General features: G+C 57.2%; 23 protein-coding genes. 7 read left to right on the top strand and 16 right to left on the bottom strand.

Annotation, left to right across the window (positions count from 1 at the left end):
• Positions 1-186: 186 nt before the first annotated feature.
• From rpiA to AC0KVQ_RS08845, 12 genes are all read right to left on the bottom strand, one after another.
• Positions 187-843 carry a ribose-5-phosphate isomerase RpiA gene (gene rpiA / locus AC0KVQ_RS08900; protein WP_473420794.1) on the bottom strand — a complete coding sequence of 219 codons (657 nt, stop codon included), beginning with the start codon at positions 841-843 and terminating at the stop codon, positions 187-189.
• A 47-nt stretch (positions 844-890) separates the two neighbouring features.
• Positions 891-1,175 carry a hypothetical protein gene (locus AC0KVQ_RS08895; RefSeq protein ID WP_473420793.1) on the bottom strand — a complete coding sequence of 95 codons (285 nt, stop codon included), beginning with the start codon at positions 1,173-1,175 and terminating at the stop codon, positions 891-893.
• Entirely contained in the window at positions 1,163-1,999 is an 837-nt protein-coding gene (gene pabC / locus AC0KVQ_RS08890; RefSeq protein WP_473420792.1) for an aminodeoxychorismate lyase, read from the bottom strand. Before pabC ends, AC0KVQ_RS08895 begins: the two co-directional genes overlap by 13 nt.
• On the bottom strand, positions 1,996-3,315 hold the full coding sequence (locus AC0KVQ_RS08885) for an aminodeoxychorismate synthase component I (protein WP_473420791.1): 1,320 nt from the start codon (positions 3,313-3,315) through the stop codon (positions 1,996-1,998). Before AC0KVQ_RS08885 ends, pabC begins: the two co-directional genes overlap by 4 nt.
• A 75-nt stretch (positions 3,316-3,390) precedes the next feature.
• A complete protein-coding gene (fabF, locus tag AC0KVQ_RS08880; RefSeq protein ID WP_473420790.1) occupies positions 3,391-4,635 on the bottom strand; it encodes a beta-ketoacyl-ACP synthase II in 1,245 nt (414 codons plus the stop codon).
• Between the two features lie 97 nt (positions 4,636-4,732).
• Positions 4,733-4,969, bottom strand: coding sequence for an acyl carrier protein (acpP, locus tag AC0KVQ_RS08875; RefSeq protein ID WP_473420789.1), 237 nt, complete (start codon positions 4,967-4,969; stop codon positions 4,733-4,735).
• Between the two features lie 150 nt (positions 4,970-5,119).
• Entirely contained in the window at positions 5,120-5,863 is a 744-nt protein-coding gene (gene fabG, locus AC0KVQ_RS08870) for a 3-oxoacyl-ACP reductase FabG (RefSeq protein WP_473420788.1), read from the bottom strand.
• A gap of 49 nt (positions 5,864-5,912) precedes the next feature.
• Positions 5,913-6,842: an ACP S-malonyltransferase gene (gene fabD / locus AC0KVQ_RS08865; RefSeq protein WP_473420787.1), complete on the bottom strand. Its 930-nt coding sequence runs from the start codon at positions 6,840-6,842 to the stop codon at positions 5,913-5,915.
• 138 nt (positions 6,843-6,980) lie between these two features.
• Entirely contained in the window at positions 6,981-7,937 is a 957-nt protein-coding gene (locus AC0KVQ_RS08860; protein ID WP_473420839.1) for a beta-ketoacyl-ACP synthase III, read from the bottom strand.
• Between the two features lie 42 nt (positions 7,938-7,979).
• Positions 7,980-9,023: a phosphate acyltransferase PlsX gene (gene plsX, locus AC0KVQ_RS08855; RefSeq protein ID WP_473420786.1), complete on the bottom strand. Its 1,044-nt coding sequence runs from the start codon at positions 9,021-9,023 to the stop codon at positions 7,980-7,982.
• 131 nt (positions 9,024-9,154) lie between these two features.
• Entirely contained in the window at positions 9,155-9,334 is a 180-nt protein-coding gene (rpmF, locus tag AC0KVQ_RS08850) for a 50S ribosomal protein L32 (RefSeq protein ID WP_473420785.1), read from the bottom strand.
• Between the two features lie 28 nt (positions 9,335-9,362).
• Entirely contained in the window at positions 9,363-9,869 is a 507-nt protein-coding gene (locus tag AC0KVQ_RS08845) for a YceD family protein (protein ID WP_473420784.1), read from the bottom strand.
• A gap of 93 nt (positions 9,870-9,962) precedes the next feature.
• Here AC0KVQ_RS08845 and AC0KVQ_RS08840 point away from each other — a divergent pair, with 93 nt between their 5' ends.
• The 5 genes from AC0KVQ_RS08840 (at position 9,963) to AC0KVQ_RS08820 (ending at position 14,349) form a co-directional block, all read left to right on the top strand.
• Complete coding sequence (locus tag AC0KVQ_RS08840; RefSeq protein WP_473420783.1) at positions 9,963-10,556, top strand: Maf family nucleotide pyrophosphatase; 594 nt, start codon at positions 9,963-9,965, stop codon at positions 10,554-10,556.
• Positions 10,553-11,269, top strand: coding sequence for an SAM-dependent methyltransferase (locus AC0KVQ_RS08835; protein ID WP_473420782.1), 717 nt, complete (start codon positions 10,553-10,555; stop codon positions 11,267-11,269). The genes AC0KVQ_RS08840 and AC0KVQ_RS08835 overlap by 4 nt, the downstream gene beginning before the upstream one ends.
• Positions 11,270-11,314: 45 nt before the next feature.
• Positions 11,315-11,890: a LemA family protein gene (locus AC0KVQ_RS08830; RefSeq protein ID WP_473420781.1), complete on the top strand. Its 576-nt coding sequence runs from the start codon at positions 11,315-11,317 to the stop codon at positions 11,888-11,890.
• Entirely contained in the window at positions 11,887-12,807 is a 921-nt protein-coding gene (locus tag AC0KVQ_RS08825; protein ID WP_473420780.1) for a hypothetical protein, read from the top strand. Before AC0KVQ_RS08830 ends, AC0KVQ_RS08825 begins: the two co-directional genes overlap by 4 nt.
• A 339-nt stretch (positions 12,808-13,146) precedes the next feature.
• Positions 13,147-14,349, top strand: a complete 1,203-nt coding sequence (locus AC0KVQ_RS08820) for an aldose epimerase family protein (RefSeq protein WP_473420779.1) — start codon at positions 13,147-13,149, stop codon at positions 14,347-14,349.
• A gap of 69 nt (positions 14,350-14,418) precedes the next feature.
• Here AC0KVQ_RS08820 and argJ read toward each other — a convergent pair whose 3' ends face one another.
• From argJ to AC0KVQ_RS08800, 4 genes are all read right to left on the bottom strand, one after another.
• Positions 14,419-15,648, bottom strand: coding sequence for a bifunctional glutamate N-acetyltransferase/amino-acid acetyltransferase ArgJ (argJ, locus tag AC0KVQ_RS08815; RefSeq protein ID WP_473420778.1), 1,230 nt, complete (start codon positions 15,646-15,648; stop codon positions 14,419-14,421).
• 119 nt (positions 15,649-15,767) lie between these two features.
• Positions 15,768-17,402: a methyl-accepting chemotaxis protein gene (locus AC0KVQ_RS08810; protein WP_473420777.1), complete on the bottom strand. Its 1,635-nt coding sequence runs from the start codon at positions 17,400-17,402 to the stop codon at positions 15,768-15,770.
• Positions 17,403-17,902: 500 nt separating this feature from the next.
• Positions 17,903-18,931, bottom strand: coding sequence for an A/G-specific adenine glycosylase (gene mutY, locus AC0KVQ_RS08805; protein WP_473420776.1), 1,029 nt, complete (start codon positions 18,929-18,931; stop codon positions 17,903-17,905).
• Positions 18,928-21,168: an AsmA family protein gene (locus AC0KVQ_RS08800; RefSeq protein WP_473420775.1), complete on the bottom strand. Its 2,241-nt coding sequence runs from the start codon at positions 21,166-21,168 to the stop codon at positions 18,928-18,930. Before AC0KVQ_RS08800 ends, mutY begins: the two co-directional genes overlap by 4 nt.
• A gap of 454 nt (positions 21,169-21,622) precedes the next feature.
• Between AC0KVQ_RS08800 and AC0KVQ_RS08795 the strand changes: the two genes are divergently transcribed.
• Both AC0KVQ_RS08795 and AC0KVQ_RS08790 read left to right on the top strand, forming a co-directional pair.
• Positions 21,623-23,107, top strand: coding sequence for a UDP-glucose dehydrogenase family protein (locus AC0KVQ_RS08795; RefSeq protein WP_473420774.1), 1,485 nt, complete (start codon positions 21,623-21,625; stop codon positions 23,105-23,107).
• Positions 22,995-23,768: a hypothetical protein gene (locus tag AC0KVQ_RS08790; RefSeq protein ID WP_473420841.1), complete on the top strand. Its 774-nt coding sequence runs from the start codon at positions 22,995-22,997 to the stop codon at positions 23,766-23,768. Before AC0KVQ_RS08795 ends, AC0KVQ_RS08790 begins: the two co-directional genes overlap by 113 nt.
• Positions 23,769-23,778: the final 10 nt, after the last annotated feature.

Genomic DNA, 23,778 nt, shown 5'->3' with positions numbered 1-23,778 from the left:
TGTAGCAGGCAAGTATTACCGAATTGTTTCAACCTGGAATTCATACCCTGATCACGACCTGTGGCGAGAAACCGTCAGTGGGGTGAAGGCACAGCGCAAAACCGGAATGCACAAGCAGTACATGAGGAATTTGAGCAGTACATAAAGCCCCGTTCACGGCTTCGCGGCCAGATCGTGCACAGGTTCTCAGCGCATTTCCTTCACGCCACTGGCGGTACCCAGCAACAGAACATCCGCCCGGCGCCGGGCGAACAGGCCATTGGTCACCACACCGACAATCTGGTTGATCTCGCTTTCCATCTTGGCAGGCTCGGTAATCGACATGCCATGTACATCCAGGATCCAGTTGCCATTGTCGGTGACCACTCCTTCGCGCCAGACCGGGTTACCGCCGAGTTTCACCAACTCACGCGCAACATGGCTGCGTGCCATCGGAACAACCTCGACCGGCAGCGGGAATTTACCCAGTATATCCACCAGCTTGCTGGCATCAGCGATACAGATGAACTGCTCGGCAACCGATGACACGATCTTTTCACGCGTCAGCGCAGCACCGCCCCCCTTGATCATCTGCAGGTAGTGATTGATTTCATCGGCACCATCGATATACACCGGAATCTTGTCCACAGCGTTCAGGTCATACACGCGAATGCCATGCTGCTTGAGCCGCTGGGCACTGGCTTCGGACGCAGCCACAGCACCGTCGATACGTCCCTTCATGCCGGCCAGCGCATCAATAAAGCAATTCACCGTGGAACCGGAACCCACGCCGACGACGCAATCATCGGGTACAAATTTCAAGGCAGCTTCGGCCACAAGTTTTTTGAGTTGATTTTGATCCACGGTACATTCTCCTTGTTTGAATCCGGCAACCCTGCGGCTGCTGGAGTTTAGCGCCTGGTTGCAGCAGGCAGACCTGATACATTATCTGCGGGGCAATACTTGACGGCTGAGGCGGCAAGATCCTGCAACCTGCTTTTCATTTTGGTCACATCGCCCTGGCGGGCCACCGGGCGCGTCAGGCGCTGGCGGATCAGGGCAGACTCCTTGTGCAGCCGCTGGCAGCGTTCCGCCTCAAGCTGCGCCAGTCTAGCGGGATCAGCCTGGTAGTATTGCACTTGTGCCCAGCTCCCCGCCGCACACAGCGCCAGCAAGACACCGATCAACCAGCGCATCGGGCTTCCTCCCGCGCCATCTGTCGCACCCTGGCCTGCAAGGCCGAATCAGGCACCACATGCCAGCAGTGTTGTGCCAGCCGGCGTACGGGCACCAAACCGAACAGGCTGTTGCACATCCACACCTGCTCAGCCGCATACAGCTCATCCAGAGTAAGTCTTTTCTCTACAGCAGCACACCCCAAGTGGCGAGCGGCATCGAAGGCAACCTCACGCATCACGCCCGCCACACCGGCGCTCTCCAGCAAGGGGGTGAGCAAGGCATGATTGTGCCAGAGCAGCAGATTGCTCATCACGCCTTCCAGCACGTAGCCATCGCGATCAAGCAGGAGCCCCTCCAGAATGGCGGGATCACACCACTCGCGGCGGGCAAGTACATTCTCCAGCCGGTTCAGATGCTTGACTCCGGCCAGTGCCGGCTGCCAGCCGGCCCGAATCGAACACAGCCGAATTTCCGCACCCTCGGTATACAGCATGTCGGGATACTGAGGTGGGGCCGCGCACTGGACGATCCGGTTGGGCCGTACATCTGCGGGAATCACATAACCCCGCGCAGACTCACCGCGCGTTATCACGATCTTGATGACAGCATCCTGGCATTGCGCATCTGACAGCAGGCCATGAATATCCTGCAGCAGGAGCAGCTCCTGCGGCGCCGGGATGCCAAGCACGGCACAATCCGCGCACAGTTTGCGAAAGTGCCGCGACCAGAAAATCAGCTTCCCATCCTGCACACGCAAGGTACGGAACACGCCATCGCCAAATTGAATGGCGCGATCCGACAGCGGCAACATTTCCGCTGGCTGGCCATTGAGCCATCTCACGCTTCCACCCCCAGCGCCCGCAGCAAACCACGGGCCTTGTGACGGGTTTCCATCAGTTCGCGCTCGGGATCAGAATCCGCCACGATACCGGCACCGGCACGGAAGTACAGCTGGTTATCCTCTTGCATGAAGGTTCTGATCAGGATGTTGAGATCAAGAGAACCATCGCGGTTGATATACCCCAGACTGCCGGTATAGGCGAGCCGTGGGCGGTCTTCGAGCTCACGGATGATCTGCATGCAGCGCACCTTGGGACAGCCGGTAATTGTTCCACCCGGAAACAGTGCGCGCAGAATGTCAGCGGCATTGAGGCCGACACGCAGCCTGGCCCGTACATTGGATTCGATATGGTGGACGAAGGCGTAGGTCGCCACTACCATCAACTCGTTGACCTCCACACTGCCCGGTACGGCGATACGCCCCAGGTCATTGCGCTCCAGATCGACCAGCATGATGTGTTCTGCTCGTTCCTTGGCGGTTTCAAGCAAACGGGTTTTCAGTTCGGCATCCTCGACCGGATCGCTGGAGCGCCGGTGCGTACCGGCAATCGGCCGTGTCTGGATCAAATCCCCGCGCACTTCGACCAAACGTTCGGGCGAGGAACTGATGATCTGCTGCCGCCCCAGATCCAACAGGGCCGAGAAAGGAGCCGGATTAGCCTGGCGCAAACAGGCGTATACATCGGCCGCGCTTCCGCGCTGCAATTCAACATCCCAGCCACGCGACAGGTTTACCTGAAAGACATCGCCTTCGTAGATATAACGCTTGCAGGCCTCAACGCCGGCCAAAAATGCATGCGGATCATCCTCGGCAACCCGGGTCACAACCAGAGGCTCCGGCAGCCAGCGCACATCCGAGATCGCGACTTCCAGCGCAGCCAGATCTGCAGCACTTTCCGCCACCAGCGTACACGCGCCGCTCTCTCGCTCGACCAGCACAGCCGCCGGGCAGCGAACCAGGGCCGCTACCGGGAAACCATCCGCGTCCCGGGCCGGCACGGTCGGCTCGAATACTTCGAGCAATTCATACCCGGCATAGACAAGCCAACCACCGGAAAATGGCAGGCGAGTATCAATCGGCACACTGCGCGGCAGTGCCGTCAGGTCCTGGATGAATTGCGCGGCTTCACGATGGGCATAAATGCGCACCTGCTGCGGCAACGCAAACAGAATATCCCACCCATCCGGGCCGGATGACTGCAACAACCCCGGAAACAAGTCGCGGCGGGCAGCGTGCAAGGCCAGCAGATCAGGCGCTTGGGCAAGTGATTGGGTATAGAGCTCAGGCATGGGCGCGATTGTAGCGGCAGTGGTCATGAAGCCAAAGACGAAATATGGACAAACATGAAAAAAGGCTGCCGTGGCAGCCTTTCTTGTCTGAGTGCAGCAAGATCAAGCAAACCGCTTGAACACCAGCGTACCGTTGGTACCGCCAAAGCCAAACGAGTTGGAAATTGCCACATCGATCTTCATGTCGCGTGCGGTATTGGCCACATAATCCAGATCACAACCGCCTTCGATATCCTGCTCGAACAGGTTGATGGTTGGCGGAGAAACCTGATTGTAGACAGCCAGGATCGAGTAGATCGCTTCGACACCGCCAGCACCGCCCAGCAAGTGGCCGGTCATCGACTTGGTCGAATTGACGACCACCTTCTTGGCGTGATCGCCAAGTGCGAGCTTGAGCGCATTGGTTTCATTCGCATCACCCAGCGGCGTGGACGTGCCGTGTGCATTGACGTATTGCACCGCGTCCGCATTGATACCGGCATCACGCAGCGCATTCTTCACGCCACGGGCCGGACCATCCGCATTCGGAGCCGAAATGTGGTAAGCGTCGGAGCTCATGCCAAAACCAATCAGTTCGGCATAGATTCTGGCGCCGCGCTTGACTGCATGCTCGTACTCTTCCAGTACCAGCACACCCGCGCCTTCGCCGATCACGAAACCATCACGGCCCTTGTCCCACGGACGGGAAGCCGTAGCCGGATCATCATTGCGGGTAGACAATGCCTTCATCGCGGCGAATCCACCCACGCCCAGACGCGACAACGCGCCTTCGGTGCCACCAGCAACCATCACATCGGCATCGCCGTACTGGATCATGCGTGCAGCATCACCGATGCAATGCGCGCCGGTCGTGCAAGCGGAGACGATACCGTAGCTCGGTCCGAGATAACCCTTGAGGATGGTAACGTGGCCAGCGACCAGATTGATCAGTGAACCCGGGATAAAGAATGGACCGATCTTGCGTATGCCGCCATTCACAACATCCACACCGGTATTTTCGATCAGCGGCAAACCACCGATGCCAGAACCGATATTGACGCCAACGCGGGTTTTGTCGAGATCAGTCACGTCATCAAGGCCCGAATCCGTGATCGCCTGCAGCGCGGCAGCGATACCGTAATGGATGAAGGCATCCATACGGCGAGCATCCTTGGCCGAGATGTACTGGGTAACATCGAAATCCTTGACCTCACCCGCGATCTGGCTGTTTATATCAGAAGCATCAAATCGGGTAATACGACCGATCCCGGATTTGCCGGCCAGAATATTGGCCCAAGCGGTGGCAACATCGTTACCCACCGGGGAAACCTGGCCGAGGCCGGTTACAACGACTCTGCGTTTGGACACGATTTTCTCCAAAAACTGCTCCAGGCAGTAACTAAAAGACCCCTGACCGGCGTCTGTTTCCAGCGCCAGGCAGAGGTCTAGACAACACTGCTGCGGATTACTTCAGGTTAGCGCTGACGTAATCGATCGCTTGCTGAACGGTAGTGATCTTTTCGGCGTCTTCGTCAGGAATTTCGCACTCGAATTCTTCTTCGAGGGCCATAACGAGTTCAACGGTGTCGAGGGAGTCGGCGCCGAGATCGTTCACGAAGGAGGATTCGGTCTTGACGTCGGTTTCCGGCACGCCAAGTTGTTCGGCCACGATCTTCTTCACGCGCTGTTCGATGTTTTCCATGGGATTAGTCCAAGCCTTTCTAAATTCAGAAAAAGTGCGAGCGCATTCTACCAAAAAAACGTCCCAAGCAAACAGGCCAGGATGAATCCAGGTCAAATACGCACAAAATTGGCATGCCACTTGGCGGTTTTCCGCCGCGCGGCCTGCCGGTTAATTCATAAACATGCCGCCATTCACATGCAGCGTACAACCCGTAATGTACCCTGCTTTGTCCGATGCAAGGAAGCCCACCGCATCGGCAATATCCTGTGGCGCACCCAAACGGCCCAGGGCAATATTCTCGACCAGCTTCGCTTTTTGCTCATCTGGCAGAGACTTGGTCATGTCGGTATCGATAAAACCAGGCGCCACGGCATTGACGGTGACACCGCGGCTGCCGATTTCCTTGGCCAGCGATTTGGTGAAACCGAACATCGCCGCCTTGGCTGCCGAATAATTGGTTTGACCAGCATTACCGGTTGCACCAACGACGGACGCAATATTGATGATGCGCCCCCAGCGCGCCTTCATCATGCCGCGCATTGCCGCTTTGGACAACTTGTAGACCGGACGCAGATTGGTGGCGAAAATATCGTCCCACTCTTCATCCTTCATGCGCATCAACAGGTTGTCACGCGTAATGCCGGCATTGTTGACCAGAATCGCGATATCGCCAAACTCTTTGGCAATCGTCGCAACGATGGCCTCGCACGCGCCTTCTTCCGTGACCTGCAGGCGCATGCCACAACCGGCATTGCCTGCGGCCTTCAGATAATCGGAAATAGCCTGCGCACCGGCATCGGACGTTGCCGTACCGATCACTGTCGCACCCATCTGGGCCAATTCCAGCGCAATCGCCTGACCAATGCCACGCGAAGCGCCGGTGACCAGCACCACCTTGCCTTGCAAACTCATGCTCACCCCTCAAATTGGCGGATCATCTACCGAATCCGCCGTAAATTGATCAAAGCGCAGCCTTCAGCGCATCGAATGCAGCCAGATCGGTCAGCGCGAAATGCTGGGCATCGGCCGCGATACGCTTGTTGAGCCCTACCAATACTTTGCCCGGACCGCATTCCGCCATCACGGTTACGCCATCGGCCGCCATCTTCTGCGCGATTTCCACCCAACGAACCGGTTGATACAACTGGCGCACCAGCGCATCCTTGATCTGGGCCGGATCGGTGTACGCGGCCACGTCGGCGTTATGCAGCACCGGGAATTCCGGCGCCGACACACTGATTCCGGCAAGTGCAGCGGCAAGCTTTTCGGCTGCCGGTTTCATCAGGGCGCAGTGCGAGGGCACGGAAACCGGCAGGGGCAAGGCGCGCTTGGCCCCTTTCTGCTTGCAGATTTCCATGGCTCGCTCCACTGCGGCCTTGCTACCTGCAATCACGACCTGGCCTTGCGAGTTGAAGTTCACCGCCTCAACCACTTCGCCCTGCGCAGCCTCAGCACAAGCAGCAACGATTACGGCATCGTCCAGCCCAAGAATTGCCGCCATCGCACCCTGACCTTCCGGCACGGCAGATTGCATGGCTTCGGCGCGCAGACGCACCAGCTTCACGGCATCGGTAAACGCGATGGCACCGGCAGCAGCCAATGCAGTGTATTCACCGAGCGAATGGCCCGCCGCCACGGCCGGGATAGCGCCGCCCGCAGCACGCCAGGCACGGAATACGGCCACACCGGCTGCCAGCATCAACGGCTGGGTATTGACGGTGGCATTGATCACTGCAGCATCAGCACCTTCCTGGCACATCGCCCACAAATCCTGCCCAAGCGCACCACTGGCCTCATCAAAGGTCTGGCGTACCGATGCATCATCGGCAAACCCCTTCATCATGCCAAGCGATTGCGAACCCTGGCCTGGAAAAACCAAAGCAAAAGACATGTCTTGCTCCCTCTATGCAAAGTGGCGAACCCACTCAACCGTCCGCCAACCAATCAAAATCTTTCTGGAAACTGCGCTCACCGCAATCAATGCCATGCGGGCATCATCCGTTCGCACGCAAGCGCGGTCTGACCCCTGTCAATATTTGATCAGGGCAGCTCCCCAGGTGAACCCACCGCCAATGCCTTCCAGCATCAGGTTCTGCCCACGCTGAATCCGCCCGGAGCGAATACCTTCATCAAGCGCCAGCGGAATCGAGGCTGCCGACGTATTGCCATGCTGATCAACCGTCACGATCACCTTTTCCATCGGCAGCTTGAGATGCTTGGCCGTTGATTCGATGATGCGGATATTGGCCTGGTGCGGCACCAGCCAATCCAGATCCTGCTGCCCAAGCCCGGCGGCAGCCAGCGTCTCTCCTGCCACATCCGCCAGCGAGCGCACGGCAAACTTGAATACCGCTCCGCCATCCATGTAAACCCAGGGATCGCCCTCAATGGCGCCATTGCGGATCTTGGCCGGCACATTCAGGATATCCTTGTGACGGCCATCCGCATGCAGCTTGCTGGCCAGAATGCCCGGCTCATCGGAGGCCTTGAGCACCACGGCACCCGCACCATCCCCGAACAGGACGCAGGTCGTGCGATCCTGCCAGTTAAGGATGTGCGAAAAGGTTTCCGCCCCCACCACCACCGCGCACTTGGCCGTACCGGAACGGATGAACTGATCTGCAATCGTCAGCGCATAGATAAAACCGGCGCATACTGCCTGCACATCAAACGCCGGAAAGCCATAGACACCCAGCTTGTTCTGCAGGATGGTCGCAGTGGATGGAAAAACGTGATCGGGCGTGGTAGTCGCCACGATCAGCAAATCGATCTCGTCCCTGGCAATACCCGCAGCCTCAATGGCAGACTCGACCGCCTTGAGCGCCAGATCGGAAGAAAGCTCATTGTCCGCAGCGAAATGGCGAGCGCGAATACCGGTACGCGATGCAATCCACTCATCGCTGGTATCGACTTTCCGGGCAATGTCATCATTGGTAACCCGCTGGGCCGGCAGATAGGAACCTGTCCCGGCAATGCGCGAATAAATCGTCACGAAGCTCTCCTTGCGATGGCCGGCCACACAAGCCGGTCAAATATTTTCGGGGGCAACACCCTCATTACCCAGTGCAGCCATCTGGCTTTGCACCTTGTCGGTGATGCGCTGGATCACGCCCGCGCGTGCTTCTTCCTCGGCCTGGCGCAACGCCCACAGGAACGCCACTTCATCGGCACTGCCATGGCTCTTGATCACGATGCCGCGCAAGCCCAGCAAGGTGGCGCCATTGTAGCGGCGCGGATCCATGCGCTTCTTGAAGCGTGCCAGTACCGGCCAGGCGAACACCGCCAGCACCTTGCTCCACCAGGTACGCTTGAATTCTTCGCGCAAGAACTGGATCAGCATTTTCGCCAAGCCTTCAGATGCCTTCAAGGCAACATTACCGGTAAAGCCGTCACACGCCACGACATCCACCACGCCCTTGTAGATATCATTGCCTTCGACATTGCCAACGAAATTGAGCCCGGAAGTCTTGAACAGCTCAGACGCCTCCTTGACCACTTCATTGCCCTTGATGTCTTCCGAGCCGATATTGAGCAGGCCGACTGTCGGGTTTTCCCTGTGCTGCACAGCTCCGACAAGCGATGCGCCCATGACACCGAATTGCAGCAGTTGTTGCGGTGTAGAGTCGACATTGGCGCCCAGATCAAGCACACAGGTCTCGCCATTCTGGGTAGGCAACATCTTGGCGATCGCAGGACGTTCGATGCCGACAATAGTCTTGAGCACAAAACGCGCCGTCGCCATCAGGGCGCCTGTATTACCTGCCGACACACAGGCATGCGCTTCGCCCGACTTGACCAGATTGATCGCCACGCGCATCGACGAATCTTTCTTGTTTTTCATCGCCGACTGCGGTGATTCATCCATCAGCACCACTTCACTGGCCGGATGAATACGCAAACGCGTATCGACACTGGCGTTATGGGCGCGCAGTTCCGCCTCGATCACATCGGGCAAACCAACCAGCACCACATTGACACTCGGGTGTTCCTTCAGAAAACGCAGCGCAGCCGGCACCGTTACATGCGCACCGTGATCACCACCCATTGCATCCACTGCAACCGTTATATCCATAAACGCCTGAATTTATATAGACATTCAAAACACTGACAGGTCCTCAGACCCAAAATGGCGAACGGCGCAAGCAGGTAACCCCTGCTTGCGCCGCATAACCAGTATTGTCGGCAGCAAAGCTATGCCGCGAATTACTCGCCCTTGGCCTTGACGACGCGACGGCCACGGTAGAAACCGTTCGGCGATACGTGGTGTCGCAGATGGGCTTCGCCGGTAGTTGCTTCAATAGCAAGTGCCGGGGTGGTCAGAAAATCGTGAGCGCGGTGCATGCCACGCTTGGACGGGGATTTTTTATTCTGTTGAACAGCCATGATTTACTCCTTGAAAACCAGTTGTTTGTCAGTTCGAGTCTTCCGCCTTCCCGGTTTTCAATTGCGCCAGGACAGCAAACGGATTCGGTTTCGCATTGCCGGCCTGCTTGTTTTGAGCACCTGCCGGATCACACGTCTCATGTCGAGGTGCATACGGCAAAGCCAGCAGCAACTCATCCTCGACGAGCATTTCCACATCAAGTTCGGGTTCGAACAGGATGCCCTCCAGATCATCATCCTGCGCCACAGCCTCATCGAGCGATTCTTCGTCCGGAAACTGCACAAGTACAGTATCCGCACTTACCCGGAAAGGCATGGTCTTCAGACAACGCTGGCAGACCAGTTCGATATCGGACTTAACCTGCAAACGCAGGAAAGGCCGCTCGATCTTGTCCACACCACCGACCAGATGCCATTGCACCTGACCCTCAAGCGAGGCAAGCTGATCATGCAGCCGCGCCATGGATTTGAGCGGGATCACGCCACTGAGCTCACCGCCCTCGCGGGCGAATTCCACGCTGTGAATAACCGTCATAATCTGCTGGCTCGAACCAGAAACCGCGCATGATATAATCCGCGACCACCTTCTGTCAAAGCCTTTGACGCCTTAGCAACCGATAAAAAAGCCATGCAAAAACAAGCCTCTTACCCTCTGCTGCTTGCCTCGTCCTCGATCTATCGCAAGGAGATGCTGGCAAGACTCGGCCTGCCATTCGAAACAGCCAGCCCAGACATCGATGAAACGCCGCTACCCTGCGAAACCGCAGCGCAAACCAGCCTGAGACTGGCCGAAGCCAAGGCGTGCGTACTGATGGATCGCTACCCCACCCACCTGATCATCGGCTCCGATCAGGTTGCGCTGCTGGATGGGATCCAGCTGGGCAAGCCCGGCAATCACGAACGCGCAGTTGCCCAGTTGCGCCAGATGCGCGCACGCACTATCGAATTCCATACCGCCCTGTGCCTGCTCAACGCAGCCACCGGCCACAAGCAGACAGCCGTCGACATCACCCGTGTCACCATGCGTGACTACACCGATGATGAAATCGAAACCTATCTGCAGCGCGAACAACCCTACAACTGCGCCGGCAGCGCCAAGACCGAAGGACTGGGCATCGTACTGATTGCCGCGATTGAAAATCGCGATCCGACCGCCATCATCGGCCTGCCCCTGATCGAACTAGTCAGCATGCTCAAGAATGAGGATGTGGTATTGCCATGAACAAGACCGGGACGCTTTACCTGATTCCAACCCCCATGGGCGGCGACCATATCGACAATGTCTTGCCGGCCGACACCCTCGCCCAGGCACGGCAACTCACGCACTTCATTGTCGAAGCACCCAAAACCGCGCGCGCGCATCTGAAACTGTTCGGTACGCCGCACGAGTTGCGCTCACTCTGGATGCAGGAACTGAACGAACACACCAAGGAAAACGAACTGGCCGCGCTGCTCGAACCGCTGCTCGCTGGTCATGATGTCGGATTGATGTCGGAGGCCGGCTGCCCCGGCGTGGCCGACCCAGGCGCCAACCTGGTACGACTCGCACACCGCAAGGGCATCCGCGTTGCCCCGATGGTTGGGCCTTCATCGATTCTGCTGGCATTGATGGCAGCGGGCGCCAATGGCCAGCAGTTTCGCTTCAACGGTTACCTGCCCGCACAGGAGGCCCCGCGCATCGAGGCCATTCGCCGATTGGAAAATGACTCGCGCAAAGCCAAACAAGCGGAAATCTTCATCGAAACCCCCTATCGCAATCAAGCCTTGCTGGCCGCACTGCTCGCCACGGCTCGTCCCGATACGCAATTGACAATTGCCTGCGACCTGACACTGCCCGATGAATTCATCCGCAGCCAGACCATTGCCCAATGGCGAAAAGCCCCGCCCCCCGAAATCGGCAAGCGTCCGACCGTTTTCGTACTGTTTGCCTGCTGAAAACCCCACAGCTAACATGTGGTCACTCATCCACGGAGCATTGCCATGTCACTGTTGATATTTCTGGGCCTGATCGCTGTTGTATTGCTCTACATCATCATGCTGTACAACAACCTGGTACAACTGAAGCACAACGTCAGCAAGGCCTGGTCCAACATCGACGTATTGCTCAAGCAACGGCATGACGAATTGCCCAAACTGGTGGAAACCTGCAAGCAATACATGCAATTCGAACAAGCGACACTGGAAAAGGTCATGCAGGCACGCGCCGGCGTGGCCGCTGCCCGCGAAGCACGCAACATCGGCGCACTGGGCGCCGCCGAAACCGCCCTGCGCTCGGGGCTTGGCGCGCTGTTCGCCACGGTCGAAGCCTATCCGGAACTCAAGGCCAACGAACATTTCCAGCATCTCATCGCCCGCATCACCGAACTGGAAAACACCATTGCCGATCGGCGCGAGTTCTACAACGAAAGCGTGAACCTCAACAATGTGCGTATCGAGCAATTCCCGGATGTCGTTATTGCCCGGCTATTTGGCTTCGATACCGCGCAATTGCTGCAATTCACAGCCGCCGAGCGCAAGGATGCAGACCTCGGTACGCTATTTGCACCGAAACTGTGAACGCAACCCTGACACTGCAGCAACTGCGTCGCTTTCTTTTTGGCAGCCCGATGCCGGCGCTGTTGCTGCCCTTTGCCGCCTGGCACATCGGCAGCCTCGCAGGCTGGATGATTTGCCTGGGCCTGCTCGCTGCACTCAGCGCCCTGGGCTGGTTCAGCAATGAGCGCTATCGGCGCGCCATCGCCAACACACCGACTTCGCGCATCGTTTCGGCAGCGCAAGGCTACGTGGAATTGAGCGGCCGGGCGCGCTATGCCGGTGAGCCAGTCTACAGCCCGGTAACCTGCCTGCCCTGCGTATGGTATCGCTGCATTACCGAACGCGCCGATTCCGACAACCGCAGCAATTACCACCATGTCAGCACTGACGAAAGCAGCGCATCATTCCTGCTCGATGACGGCAGTGGCGAAGTGCTGATCCTGCCCGACGGCGCCCTGATCGAGACCGCCGAGCGCTCCATCACGGAACGCGACGGCTATCGCTATACCGAGTGGCTGATCCTGCAAGGCCACCCGCTGTTTGCACTGGGTGAATTCTCGTCAGTCCGCAATGATCAGGAGCTTGATCTCAAGCGTGATGTATCGCTACGCCTGGGCGAAATCAAAAACGACAAGCACGGACTATTGCAGCAGTTCGACAGCAACCGCGATGGCGAAATCGATCTGGCGGAATGGGACCACGTGCGCGCAACCGTACAAACGCAAATTGCCGCCGAACACCGCCAGGCGCGCACCCGGCCAGCCACGCACACGCTGCACCGTCCGCAAAACAGCCTGCCCTATCTCATCACCACCCGTGCACCTGACAAACAACTGCTGCGCTATCGCATCTGGCGCTGGTTCCATCTGATTGTCCTGATTGCATCCCTGCAAGCACTCTGGCTGATTCAGCACAACCCATCCTGGCTTGACCTCTAATCCAGAAGCACCCCATCTGCGCTTGCCGGCCGTACACTCTCATATACTCTCCCTGCCTCATCGCACTGATATCTGCTGCCCCCTATCAAATTCAATTACATAAGATTATTTTTATCAATTAAAAATCAACAACATAATAAGCAACCCATCATCATTTCATAAAATTTTTTACAGCTTAAAAAAGTTGTCATTATAATGATCTGGTCATACCATCAATCCAATGGTAGACAACGGACCATTTCAGCGGATAGCGAACCCGCGCACATCATCAGCGCAGGCTCACAGCCCGCAGAAACAGGCTCCAAAACAAAATAAATGCAAATTCATCAGGAGAGTTGTATGAGCAAAGCAGTCAAAGTCATGGGAATCGCTGCAGTCAGCGCCATCATGCTGACCCCGCATCTGGTTCTGGCAGCCAGCAAATGGGAATCCCCCACACCATTTGAACTGAAGGCCGACGCATTCAAGAAGGAAGTGGATGGCAAGCAGGTCGATCTCTACACCATCCGCAACAGCAAGGGCATGGTGGTGCGCATCACCAACTACGGTGCCAAGATCGAGCAGATCATCGTGCCTGATCGCTACGGCAAGATGGGTGACGTTGCCCAAGGCTACGAAAGCATTGATCGCGTCATGCAGGGTCAGGCATCGATGGGTGCATTCATTGGCCGCTTTGCCAACCGTTTGGGTGGCGGCACACTCAAACTGGATGGCAACGAATACAAACTGGCCATCAACGATGGCGGTGGTCGCCCGAACACCTTGCACGGCGGCACCAAAGGATCGCGTTTTATCCCGTTCGAAGCCAAGCAGCTCGCGGCAAACAGCGTGCAGATGGCCATTCTGTTCAAGGATGGCGAGGAAGGTTTCCCAGGCGATCTTCCGGTACGCGTGACCTATACCGTGACGGAGAACAATGAGCTGGTGCTCAGCTACGACGCAGTTTCTGCCAACAAGACAACGGTGGCCAACTTCACCGGGCACACCTTCTTTAATCTATCGGGCGACTTGGGCTCTTCGATTGAAGACCATGTCATTACCGTGAATGCAGGCAAAGTGCTGGAAGTAAGCCCGGCGCTCACGCCAAACGGCAAGATGCGCGATGTGGCCGGTACTCCGATGGATTTCCGCAAACCCAAATCGTTCGGGCAGGACATCAAGGCGGATTACGATCTGCTCAAGGCGGGAAATGGCTATGACAATCACTACGTCGTCAGCCAAAAGACACCGGGTGAAATGACTTTCCACGCCAGCGCCATGGATCCGAAATCGGGCCGCATCATGGAAGTCTGGTCCACCGAACCCGGCGTACAGCTCTACTCGGGCAACTTCCTGGAGGGCAAGGCACCGCGCGATGTGGGCAAGGGAAACCTATACCAGTTCCGTAGCGGCTTCTGCATCGAGCCTTCGCACTTCCCGGATGCGCCAAACCATCCGGAATTTGCTTCGATCACACTCAAGCCGGGCGAATGGTATAGCGGCAAGATTGTTTACAAGTTCACAACGGACAAGATGACCAAGAAACCAGCCAACAAGAAGTAAGTGGTTCTGACGGCCTGCACAACTGAACGAGGGGGAATGGCAACATCCCCCCTCTTTTTTCATGAACGATCAACTGCGGTAGTCGGCATTGATCTTGACGTAGTCATAGGAAAAATCGCAGGTCCAGACCGTGGCACTCTCAGCGCCACGATTGAGTTTTACCGTAATGGTGATTTCCGGCTTGTTCATCACGCGCTGGCCATCTTCTTCCTTGTAGCTCGCCACGCGACCGCCATCCTTGGCGACCAGCACATCATCCAGCCAGACTTCCAGCGTGTTCACATCCAGATTTCCCACGCCAGAATACCCGATCGCGCACAGGATGCGGCCCAGGTTGGGGTCGGACGCAAAGAAAGCGGTCTTGATCAGTGGCGAGCGGCCGATGGCATAACCGACGGTCTTGCATTCCTCGCGGGTACTGCCGCGTTCGACATTGATCGTGATGAATTTGGTCGCGCCTTCGCCATCGCGAATGATCGCCTGCGCCAGCGTCTGGGACAGCGCAGTTACCGCATCGCGCAAAGCCAGGAAATCGGCACTCGCCGCATCGACGATCTCGGCATTGCCTGCCTGGCCGGTTGCGATCAGGATGAACGAATCGTTGGTCGAAGTATCGCCATCGACGGTAATCGAGTTGAACGAGCGATCTGCCGCATACTTCACCGTGGCTTGCAGCAAATCCTGACTGATCGCGGCATCGGTCGCCACATAACCGAGCATGGTCGCCATGTTCGGATGGATCATGCCGGCGCCCTTGGAAATGCCGGTGAGGGTCACGGTCTTGCCGCCGATCACGACCTGGGCCGAGGCAGCTTTCGGTGCGGTATCGGTGGTCATGATCGCGCTGGCGGCCTCGGCCCAGCGAGCGGGCGCCAGATCGGCAATCGCGCCGGGCAAAGCGGCGATGACTTTCTCGTACGGCAACGGTTCCAGAATCACGCCGGTCGAGAACGGCAGCACCTGTTCCGGCGCCAGGTTCATTTTTTCAGCGAGCGCGGCACAGACGGCCCGTGCACGGTTTTCGCCATCCTGCCCGGTACCGGCATTGGCATTGCCGGTATTCACTACCAGTGCGCGGATGGCACTGCCACCCGCCAGAAATTCGCGGCACAGACGCACTGGTGCGGCACAGAAACGGTTCTGCGTAAACACGCCAGCGGCACGACTGCCCTCGGCCAGCTCCATGACCAGCACATCCTTGCGGCCGGGCGTCTTGACCCCGGCGGAACCGATACCAAGCTTTACGCCAGGAACCGGATGCAGTTGTGCCGGATTGAGCGGGGGCAGATTGACGGGCATGACAGAGACCTTTCGCAAATAAATGTTTCAACAAGCCGGGGATTTTAACCCGAACCCGCGACAATGGAAGCAGCAAAGCCGGCATTGTGCCGGCTTTGCAGGAAGGTTTTCACCCACACTCAAATCTTGAAGCTGGCCGCAGCCTGATGCAGCTCCTTGGCGAGGTCATCGAGCCGGCGCACCTGATCATGCGCCGATTGAACTGCCGCATCAGATTGCTCAACCATCTGGGCGATACGCTCGACATTGCCAGCGATGCTATTACTGGCCTGACTTTGCTCCTGCGCAGCATTCGCGACCTCTCGTGTTTTTACCAAAGTTGCACGAGCACCACGCTCGATCTCCCGGAGTGCACCGGCAGCCTGCTCAGTCAAATCAACACCTCGGGAGACTTGATCAGTTACCACATCCATGCGAGACGCTGCATCAGCCGTATCCCCCTGAATGGCCTGAATGGTGCGATTTATATCCTGCGTCGCACTAGCTGTACGCTCAGCCAGCTTTCGTACTTCATCCGCCACAACAGCAAAGCCACGGCCTTGTTCACCTGCTCTGGCAGCCTCAATGGCAGCATTCAGTGCCAATAGGTTTGTTTGCTCGGCGATATCCTTGATGACCATACTCATGGTGCCGACTTCCTTGGAACGATCCACCAATCCACGAATCAGTCTTGCCGCATCTGTTACATCGGTTGCTATACGCTGTATCTCCTTGGCCGCGTCCACTGCCAGTTTTTCCCCTTGATTGGCCAACTCGTCAGCACTACGAGAGTTTTCTTCAGTTTCTGCGGCACTACCGGAAATATGATTGATACTAACGGTCATCTGTTCAATCGCTGCAGCAGTGGAGGATGTCGCCTCCGCTGTCATACGTGCCCCCAGGCTGACCTGTTCCATCTCCTGCGTAAGTTCACTTGAAGAGTGCGACAAGACATTCGATGCACGATTAAACCGCTCAACCATACTGCGCAACTCCCGCTGCATTGTGCGCATAGAACCGAGCAAACTTTGATCCGGACCATCCACATTGACATCCAATGCCAAATTTCCTCCTGCAATTTGCGTTGCAACCGCTGCCGCATACTGAGGCTCCCCCCCCAGTTCGTTCAAAATGGATTTGGCAATGCGAATTGCGGCAAACGCAATAATCGCCAGAAGCACTGCGATAATTGAGAGGTTCTTCTTCAAGCTGGCATAAAAAGCTGCATCCACATCATCGATGTACACACCTGTTCCGAGCGACCATTGCCACTGCGAAACACTCCCTACGTAACTAACCTTGGGGAATGCCTTGTCTGAACCCGGCTTGGGGTAAACATACTCAACGAAATCGCCCCCTTTCTTCCCGGCAGCAACCAGCATATCCCATAGCAAATTCCCACCAGGGTCCTTTTGTCCAAGAAAAGTCTTCCCCTCCAGCTCTGGCTTGGGTGGCACCAGTAGAGCCTTGCCGTCGAAATCATAAACAAAGAAGTAATCATTGCTCTCGCCATAACGCATCACCCGCAGGGTTTCCAGCGCACCACGCTGTGCATCGGCCTGACTCATCACACCAGATTGCTGCTGCTGATAAAAATGATTAGCAACTCCCAGCGCAGATTCAGTCATATTTTTTACGCGCATCTTATGAAGAGCAATCTGCTCGACTCGCTGCTCATAGAGCTCCACGCCACCGAGAACAACCAAGCCCAAGAGTGCGAGGCCGGTCAAAAGGTATAAACGCATTTTCAGTGAAAACGATTTTAGCTTGAGCATGATGCACCTCCTAAAGACCAGCATTATTAGACTGCAAGTCATTAAAACTTACTCACACACTTACTATACTACCCAACCCCAACCCCACCTCAACACCATGTAAGGAAAAACTGACAAACGGACAATTAACTTAAAAATCAATAAATTAAAAAACACAAAAACAAATTATTAAATTAATAACCATAATGTAAAACTTACAAACAAAAAGAAAGCGCCCCCTGCAACCGGGACTTATCCCCTACCACACAGCTATTTTTTCGAGAAAGAAGAAAATGATCATGGAAGGAGGTGCAACTCAGAGGGAATAACGGTCACGAGCAGCTTTTTCGAGCATGACACTGAAATGAAGTCCGATCAGCTTCCATGCCGAAGTCGGTGACAAGAAAATCATCTGGTGTTATCGATGATACAGAGCAATCCCATCCGGCAGGTGCCCCCCCGGCAGCCAGAAATATGCGCTTAATTTGAATTCGCCATTTGATACGCGAAGGGAGAAACGCCTACGCCTTTGTAAGCAAGCGCCTCACCGGAGCCGGCAAACCCAATGTCAAGGCTGATTCAAGCGAATGCCATTCGAATGGCAGGTCTTGCACGGCGGGCATTGCGGTCGCATGGCCAGGCAAAGGGGTGATCGTCAAACGGAAATGGGTAAAGACATGCACGAAGTCATCCTGCGGCGGATCAAACTCCACCTCCAGGCCATAGTGCTGGCGGCACATGGTGGCAACCGACAGTGTGTCAGGCGCTTCCGGCAAGCTCCATAGCCCTCCCCAGATGCCGGTTGGCGGCCGACGCTCAAGCAGGATGTGGTTTTCATGCCAGATGAGCAGCAGCACGACATGCTTTTCCGGCAGCGTTTTACGTGGTTTGGGCGAGGGCAACCGGGCCTGGCGGTTTTCGTGCCTGGCCACGCAATCATCGGCCAGCGGACACGCATCACAGCGCGGCTTGCTGCGCGTACAAACCGTACTGCCCAGATCCATCAACCCCTGGGTATATGCGGGCAACTCCTGCCCGGGCAGCAGCGATTCGGCCAGCGACCACAATCGTGCCTCCGTGACGCGCTCGCCCGGCCAGCCCTCGATGCCTGCCCAGCGCGTCAGCACCCGTTTCACATTACCATCGAGGATCGCTGTCCTGGCACCAAAGCAGAATGCGGCAATCGCAGCAGCTGTCGAACGGCCAACGCCGGGCAGTGCCATCAGATCAGTTTGTGTTGGCGGAAACCGGCCCTGCCAGTCATGCACGACCTTGCCGGCAGCCCGGTGCAGATTACGGGCGCGGCTGTAGTAACCCAGCCCGCTCCAGGCTGCCATGACCTCATCCACCGGTGCTGCCGCCAAGGCGTGAACATCGGGGAAACGCGCCACAAAAGCCTGGAAATAAGGAATGACGGTAGCTACCTGCGTCTGCTGCAGCATCACTTCCGACAACCAGACAAAGTAAGGATCCGCCACCTGCCAGGGCAGGTCGTGCCTGCCATGCAGGCGCTGCCAGTCGATCAGACGTGCCGCGAAGGAGGGTTTCATTTCGATTTGACTGCAGGTTTGCGCACAACAGGTTTCTTGCTCGCCGCTTTTTTGACGCGCGCCTGCGCTTCGGCCTTCTGGCGTGCGATCAGTTGTTCCTTGAGACTTGCATAATCGATGCGGTACTCGGGTGATGCCAGAGAGCCCACCAGCTGGATCGGCAATGTCAGCCCGGCGATATCGGCAAGCTCCGGCACGCGCGGATTGGCGCTCGCCTTCATGGTGTAATCAAGGCTGCCAGCGCCAAAATCGATGGTACCGCCGCCGGAAAGTTGCAGCACCCCGGCGGTCATTGCCAGATCGTTATTACTGGCGACACCGTGCTTGAGCGCCAGGGATGCCTTGAGCTCGCTAAAGCGGGTGCGCGCATCCAGATTGGTGGCCTGCGTACCACTCTGGCCATTGAGTGCCTTGACCTGGTTGGCAGTTGCCCGCAGCACGGCCTCCACGTCCAGCCCCCGGACCGAGCCCTTGCTCAACTGCAAGCGCACATTGCCGCCAGCGGTGCGGCGCAGATCGGAAACCTTGCCACCCACTGCCGCGACATCCAGGTCCAGAAAGCCGCGCCCTTCAAAACGGCTGGTGGCCAGTGCATCAACCAGCAAGGGATTGATATTCATGTTGGACAGACGTTGCTGCAGACGGAACACCGGTGCATTGCGGCTGGCATCGACTTCGGCCCGGCCGGTAAGGCGGCCTTCGTACACCGTGGCCGACAAGGGGTCCAGCACCAGCTTGCGCTGGTTGGCCGACAGGTTGAATGCCAGATCATTGATATGCATCTTTTGCAATACCAGCTCACCGACCCGCACGGATCCCTCGGCATTCAGGTCGTTGAGCCACCACAGATCAAACGGTGCATCCTGATCCATGTTCTTGGCATTCGCCGCCACCGCCGGCAGATAAGGCGACAGATCCAGTCGCGCCAGATCCAGCTTGACCTGATAACGCGGCGCAACGAAGTCGGCCAGTTGCAGGCGTGCATCGACCGGTGAACGATCCACCGTACCCCGGCTGGCCAGTTGCAACAGCTCGCGCCGCAGATCAAGCAATCCCTCGCCCTGCAAATCAAACGGAATGGCGCCGCGTGGCAAATTGCGGTTGCCATAGCTACCCACCAGGCTATATCCGGTCAGCGCAGCCTGGCCCTGGGAGCGCAACTCAAGCGGGCTGGAAAAAGCCAGCGAGAAATTCTGTTCCGGGCTGTTGACCTTGACATCGATCTTGGCCGCACTCGCCCGCAGCACGCCGGGGCCAACCGCAGCCAGCGCCGGCACTTCCACACGGGATGAAAAATTGCCATTGGCACTCTGCATGGTTGCAGCCAGCAGCAGGCGGTTCAATGCCAGTTTGCTATCGGTAACGCGGATTTCCGGCAAATCGAGATTCAGTTTCCACCGCTGGCCGGCACGCATCATCTCGCCGTTGAGCTTGAGCTCACCGCCATTGAGCCTGAGCGGCTGCCAGCCATAGACCAGGTTACCCGTCACCCCGAGCTTGCCCTGGCTAATGCGAACAGTCGAGGCGCTCTGGCCCGACTGCAGCAGGCTCAACTGGAGATTGGCCACCAGAAGGCGCCGTTCATCCTTGTTGTAACGCATCGCGGCACTGGCTTCGAGCATGCCCTGCCAATCCGCAGGCTGTCCTTGCTGGCCCACGACCACACCACCCGAGGCAAGCAGCTTGCCATTGGTGGGGTCAGCCAGGTTTTCCAGCGCCAGATCCAGCTGCGACAGGGAAAGCGTGCTGCCCAAGAATTCGTCGGACAGCCTCAGCTCGGCATCATTGAAATGCAATTCTTCCAGACCAAAATGCAGCTGACGCTTTTCCTCGCCCTGGGCCAGCAAATCCTCGAAATTGAGCGAGCCATCCTCGCGCCGCAACAGGCTCAGCTGCGGCCTATCCAACTCAAGCTCTCGCAGCACGAATTCACCACGCGTGAGCAAAGGCCAGACCGCCAAGCCCAGCCGTGCATGATCGAAACGGGCGAAGACGGTTTCGCTGTCCGGTTCGGACAACGAGGCAGCCCCCAGCAACAAGGCCGGGCGCGGCAGCAAAACAAAGCGCGTACCACCACTGACCACCAGATTGCGCCGGGTATCGCGAGCCAGACGTGCCTGCAGATCGGTGTGGATCATGTCCAGCGGCACAAAATAAGGGACGACACCAGCCAGCACAATCAGAACTGTGCACAACAACAGCAGGATGCGAAAAGGGCGATTGTGGCGCCAGTCCATAAGCAGAAATGAATGTGATAACCGACCGATTATGCGCAGGTTGCCGTGAAAAACAAAGTGGTAGATACCCTTGACCAGAAAAGGTTCTCGCGATTACTGCCCCGAACAGAAACAAGCCACTCTGAAATATTTCTGCCGCATAGGCTAGGCCCTGTTGACGTTTGATCATTTTTTACGCAAGTCCGCCAGATTGCTGGGGCGAGAAGCTAAGCGCAAGGAAGGCTGAAGCCTTGCGAGCATTGGCGACGAAGCCACCAGCAAGAATGGCGGACTTGCCCTTCGGGCGGCTGGGTCTTTTGCTCCATTACGGCGTTATTTCCCACTTGCGGTACCTGTACCGCGGCCTGGGAAATGCCTTGTACTGGAGCAAAAAACCTCAGCCGCGTAAAAAGTAATCAAATGTCAACAGAGCCTAAGTATCGTGTCCGCATGACATGGCAAGGGGAACACGGGCATGCGGATCACGATGATTGGAACCGGCTACGTTGGATTGGTCACAGGCGCCTGCCTGGCGGAATATGGCAATGATGTACTTTGCCTGGATGTTGATCCGGACAAGATCGCCCTGCTCGATAAGGGGATCATCCCGATCCATGAGCCGGGCCTGGAAGAGATGGTGCGTCGCAACGCTTCCGCCGCGAGGCTGCGCTTTACCACCGATCCTGCGGAGGCCGTGGCGCACGGCACGATTCAGATTATCGCGGTCGGCACGCCAGCAGGCGAAGACGGCGCGGCCGACCTGCAGCATGTCATGGCAGCAGCTCGTTGCATCGGCCTGCACATGCAGGATTACAAGGTCATCGTCAACAAATCGACCGTTCCGGTTGGCACGGCCGACCAGGTCAACCAGACCATTCGCTCAGAATTGGACAAGCGCAACCAGCAACTGGGTTTCAGCGTGGTATCCAACCCGGAATTTCTGAAGGAAGGCGCGGCCATTGATGACTTCATGCATCCGGATCGCATCATTATCGGTACCCATGACCATAGCGCACGCGATCTGATGCAGTGCATCTACGCGCCGTTCGTGCGCAATCACGACCGCATCCTGTACATGGATGCCCGCTCGGCCGAGCTGACCAAGTATGCCGCCAATGCCATGCTGGCCACTCGGATATCCTTCATGAATGAGCTGGCCAACCTGGCCGAGCATATCGGTGCCGATATTGAGCTGGTACGTCGCGGTATCGGCGCAGATCACCGGATTGGCTACCATTTCCTGTATCCTGGTCTGGGCTATGGCGGGTCATGCTTCCCCAAGGATGTGCAGGCCTTGCAACGTACTGCGCAAGCCTGCGGCCAAACACTCAGCATCCTGCAAGCGGTTGAAAATGTGAACCGCGCACAAAAGAAAATCCTGGTCGGCAAAATCGTTGCAACCTTCGGCGAAGACTTGCGCGGCCGGCATTTCGCCCTGTGGGGTTTGGCATTCAAACCCGACACCGACGACATGCGCGAGGCACCCAGCCTGGCCATCATCGAGGCATTGCTGGCTCGCGGGGCCACGATATGCGCGCACGACCCGGTAGCCATCGGTCAGGCTCGACACGTCTTGGGTGAACATGCCGGGCTGGGTTTTGCGCAATCCCCGCATGAAGCCCTGCAAGATGCCGATGCATTGATCATCGCCACGGAATGGCGGGCATTTCGCAGCCCGGATTTCACCGCAATGAAGCGAATGATGAAGCACGCCATGATTTTTGACGGTCGTAATCTGTATGACCCGAGCCGGCTGGCTGATGAGGGCTTCTGCTATCATCCGATTGGGCGCCCCGCTCAGAGCAGACCTGATCTGAGCGCACATCCATCGCCCGACTGGAGCCCGGATGAAACATTGTCTTGCATGGATGCTGCTGTCGATTGCGCCGCCCGTGCTGGCAGCGGAAACGATTCGCCTATGCCAGGACGAAATCGAGGAGAGGCCTTGGCGCACGCATGATAATGAGGGTCTCAACAGCATCATGCTGCGGATGGTTGGCCAGCAATTACAGCTGAATTTCCAGGTCGAGAACCTGCCCTGGAAACGCTGTCTGACCCTGGTCAGGCAAGGCGAGTTTGATGGTGCCGTAGCGGCTTCCTTCCGGCAGGAGCGGCTTGAATTTGGCGCCTACCCGGCCACCGCCGACGGCCAGACACCTGATCGTAGCCGCCGTATGTCGGGCGAGGCTTATTACTTCTACGTCCGCAAAGATAACGCTCTGGCCTGGGATGGCCAACGCCTGACGCCACCCGTGCTGCCTATCGCCGTTCCCATGGGCTACAGCGCTGCCGGGCGCTTGCAGGAATATGGTGCCCGAATCGATGAGCGCGAACGTCAGCCCGAACACCTGCTGCGCAAGGTAGTCCTGGGGGTCGATGCCGCTGCGGTATTAGCACAAGGTGAAGGCGATCGGCTACTGGCAGACTCCCGCTTTGCCGGCAAACTCGTCAAACATCAGCCAGCCTTCTACCAGACCGATGGCTACCTGCTGTTTTCCCGCACTTTCGTCCAACACGAGGCACAGCTTGCCGAGCGCATCTGGAACAGCATTGCCAATGTGAGGCGTTCAAGCGCCTATCAAAAGGAGCTTATCCGGCACGGACAAGCTCAGCACGATTGAAACGAGTGAT

The organism is Formivibrio sp. oc-25 (assembly GCF_055810895.1).
The sequence above is the reverse complement of the archived record's forward strand: the minus strand, read 5'-3'. Positions and strand labels throughout refer to the sequence as shown.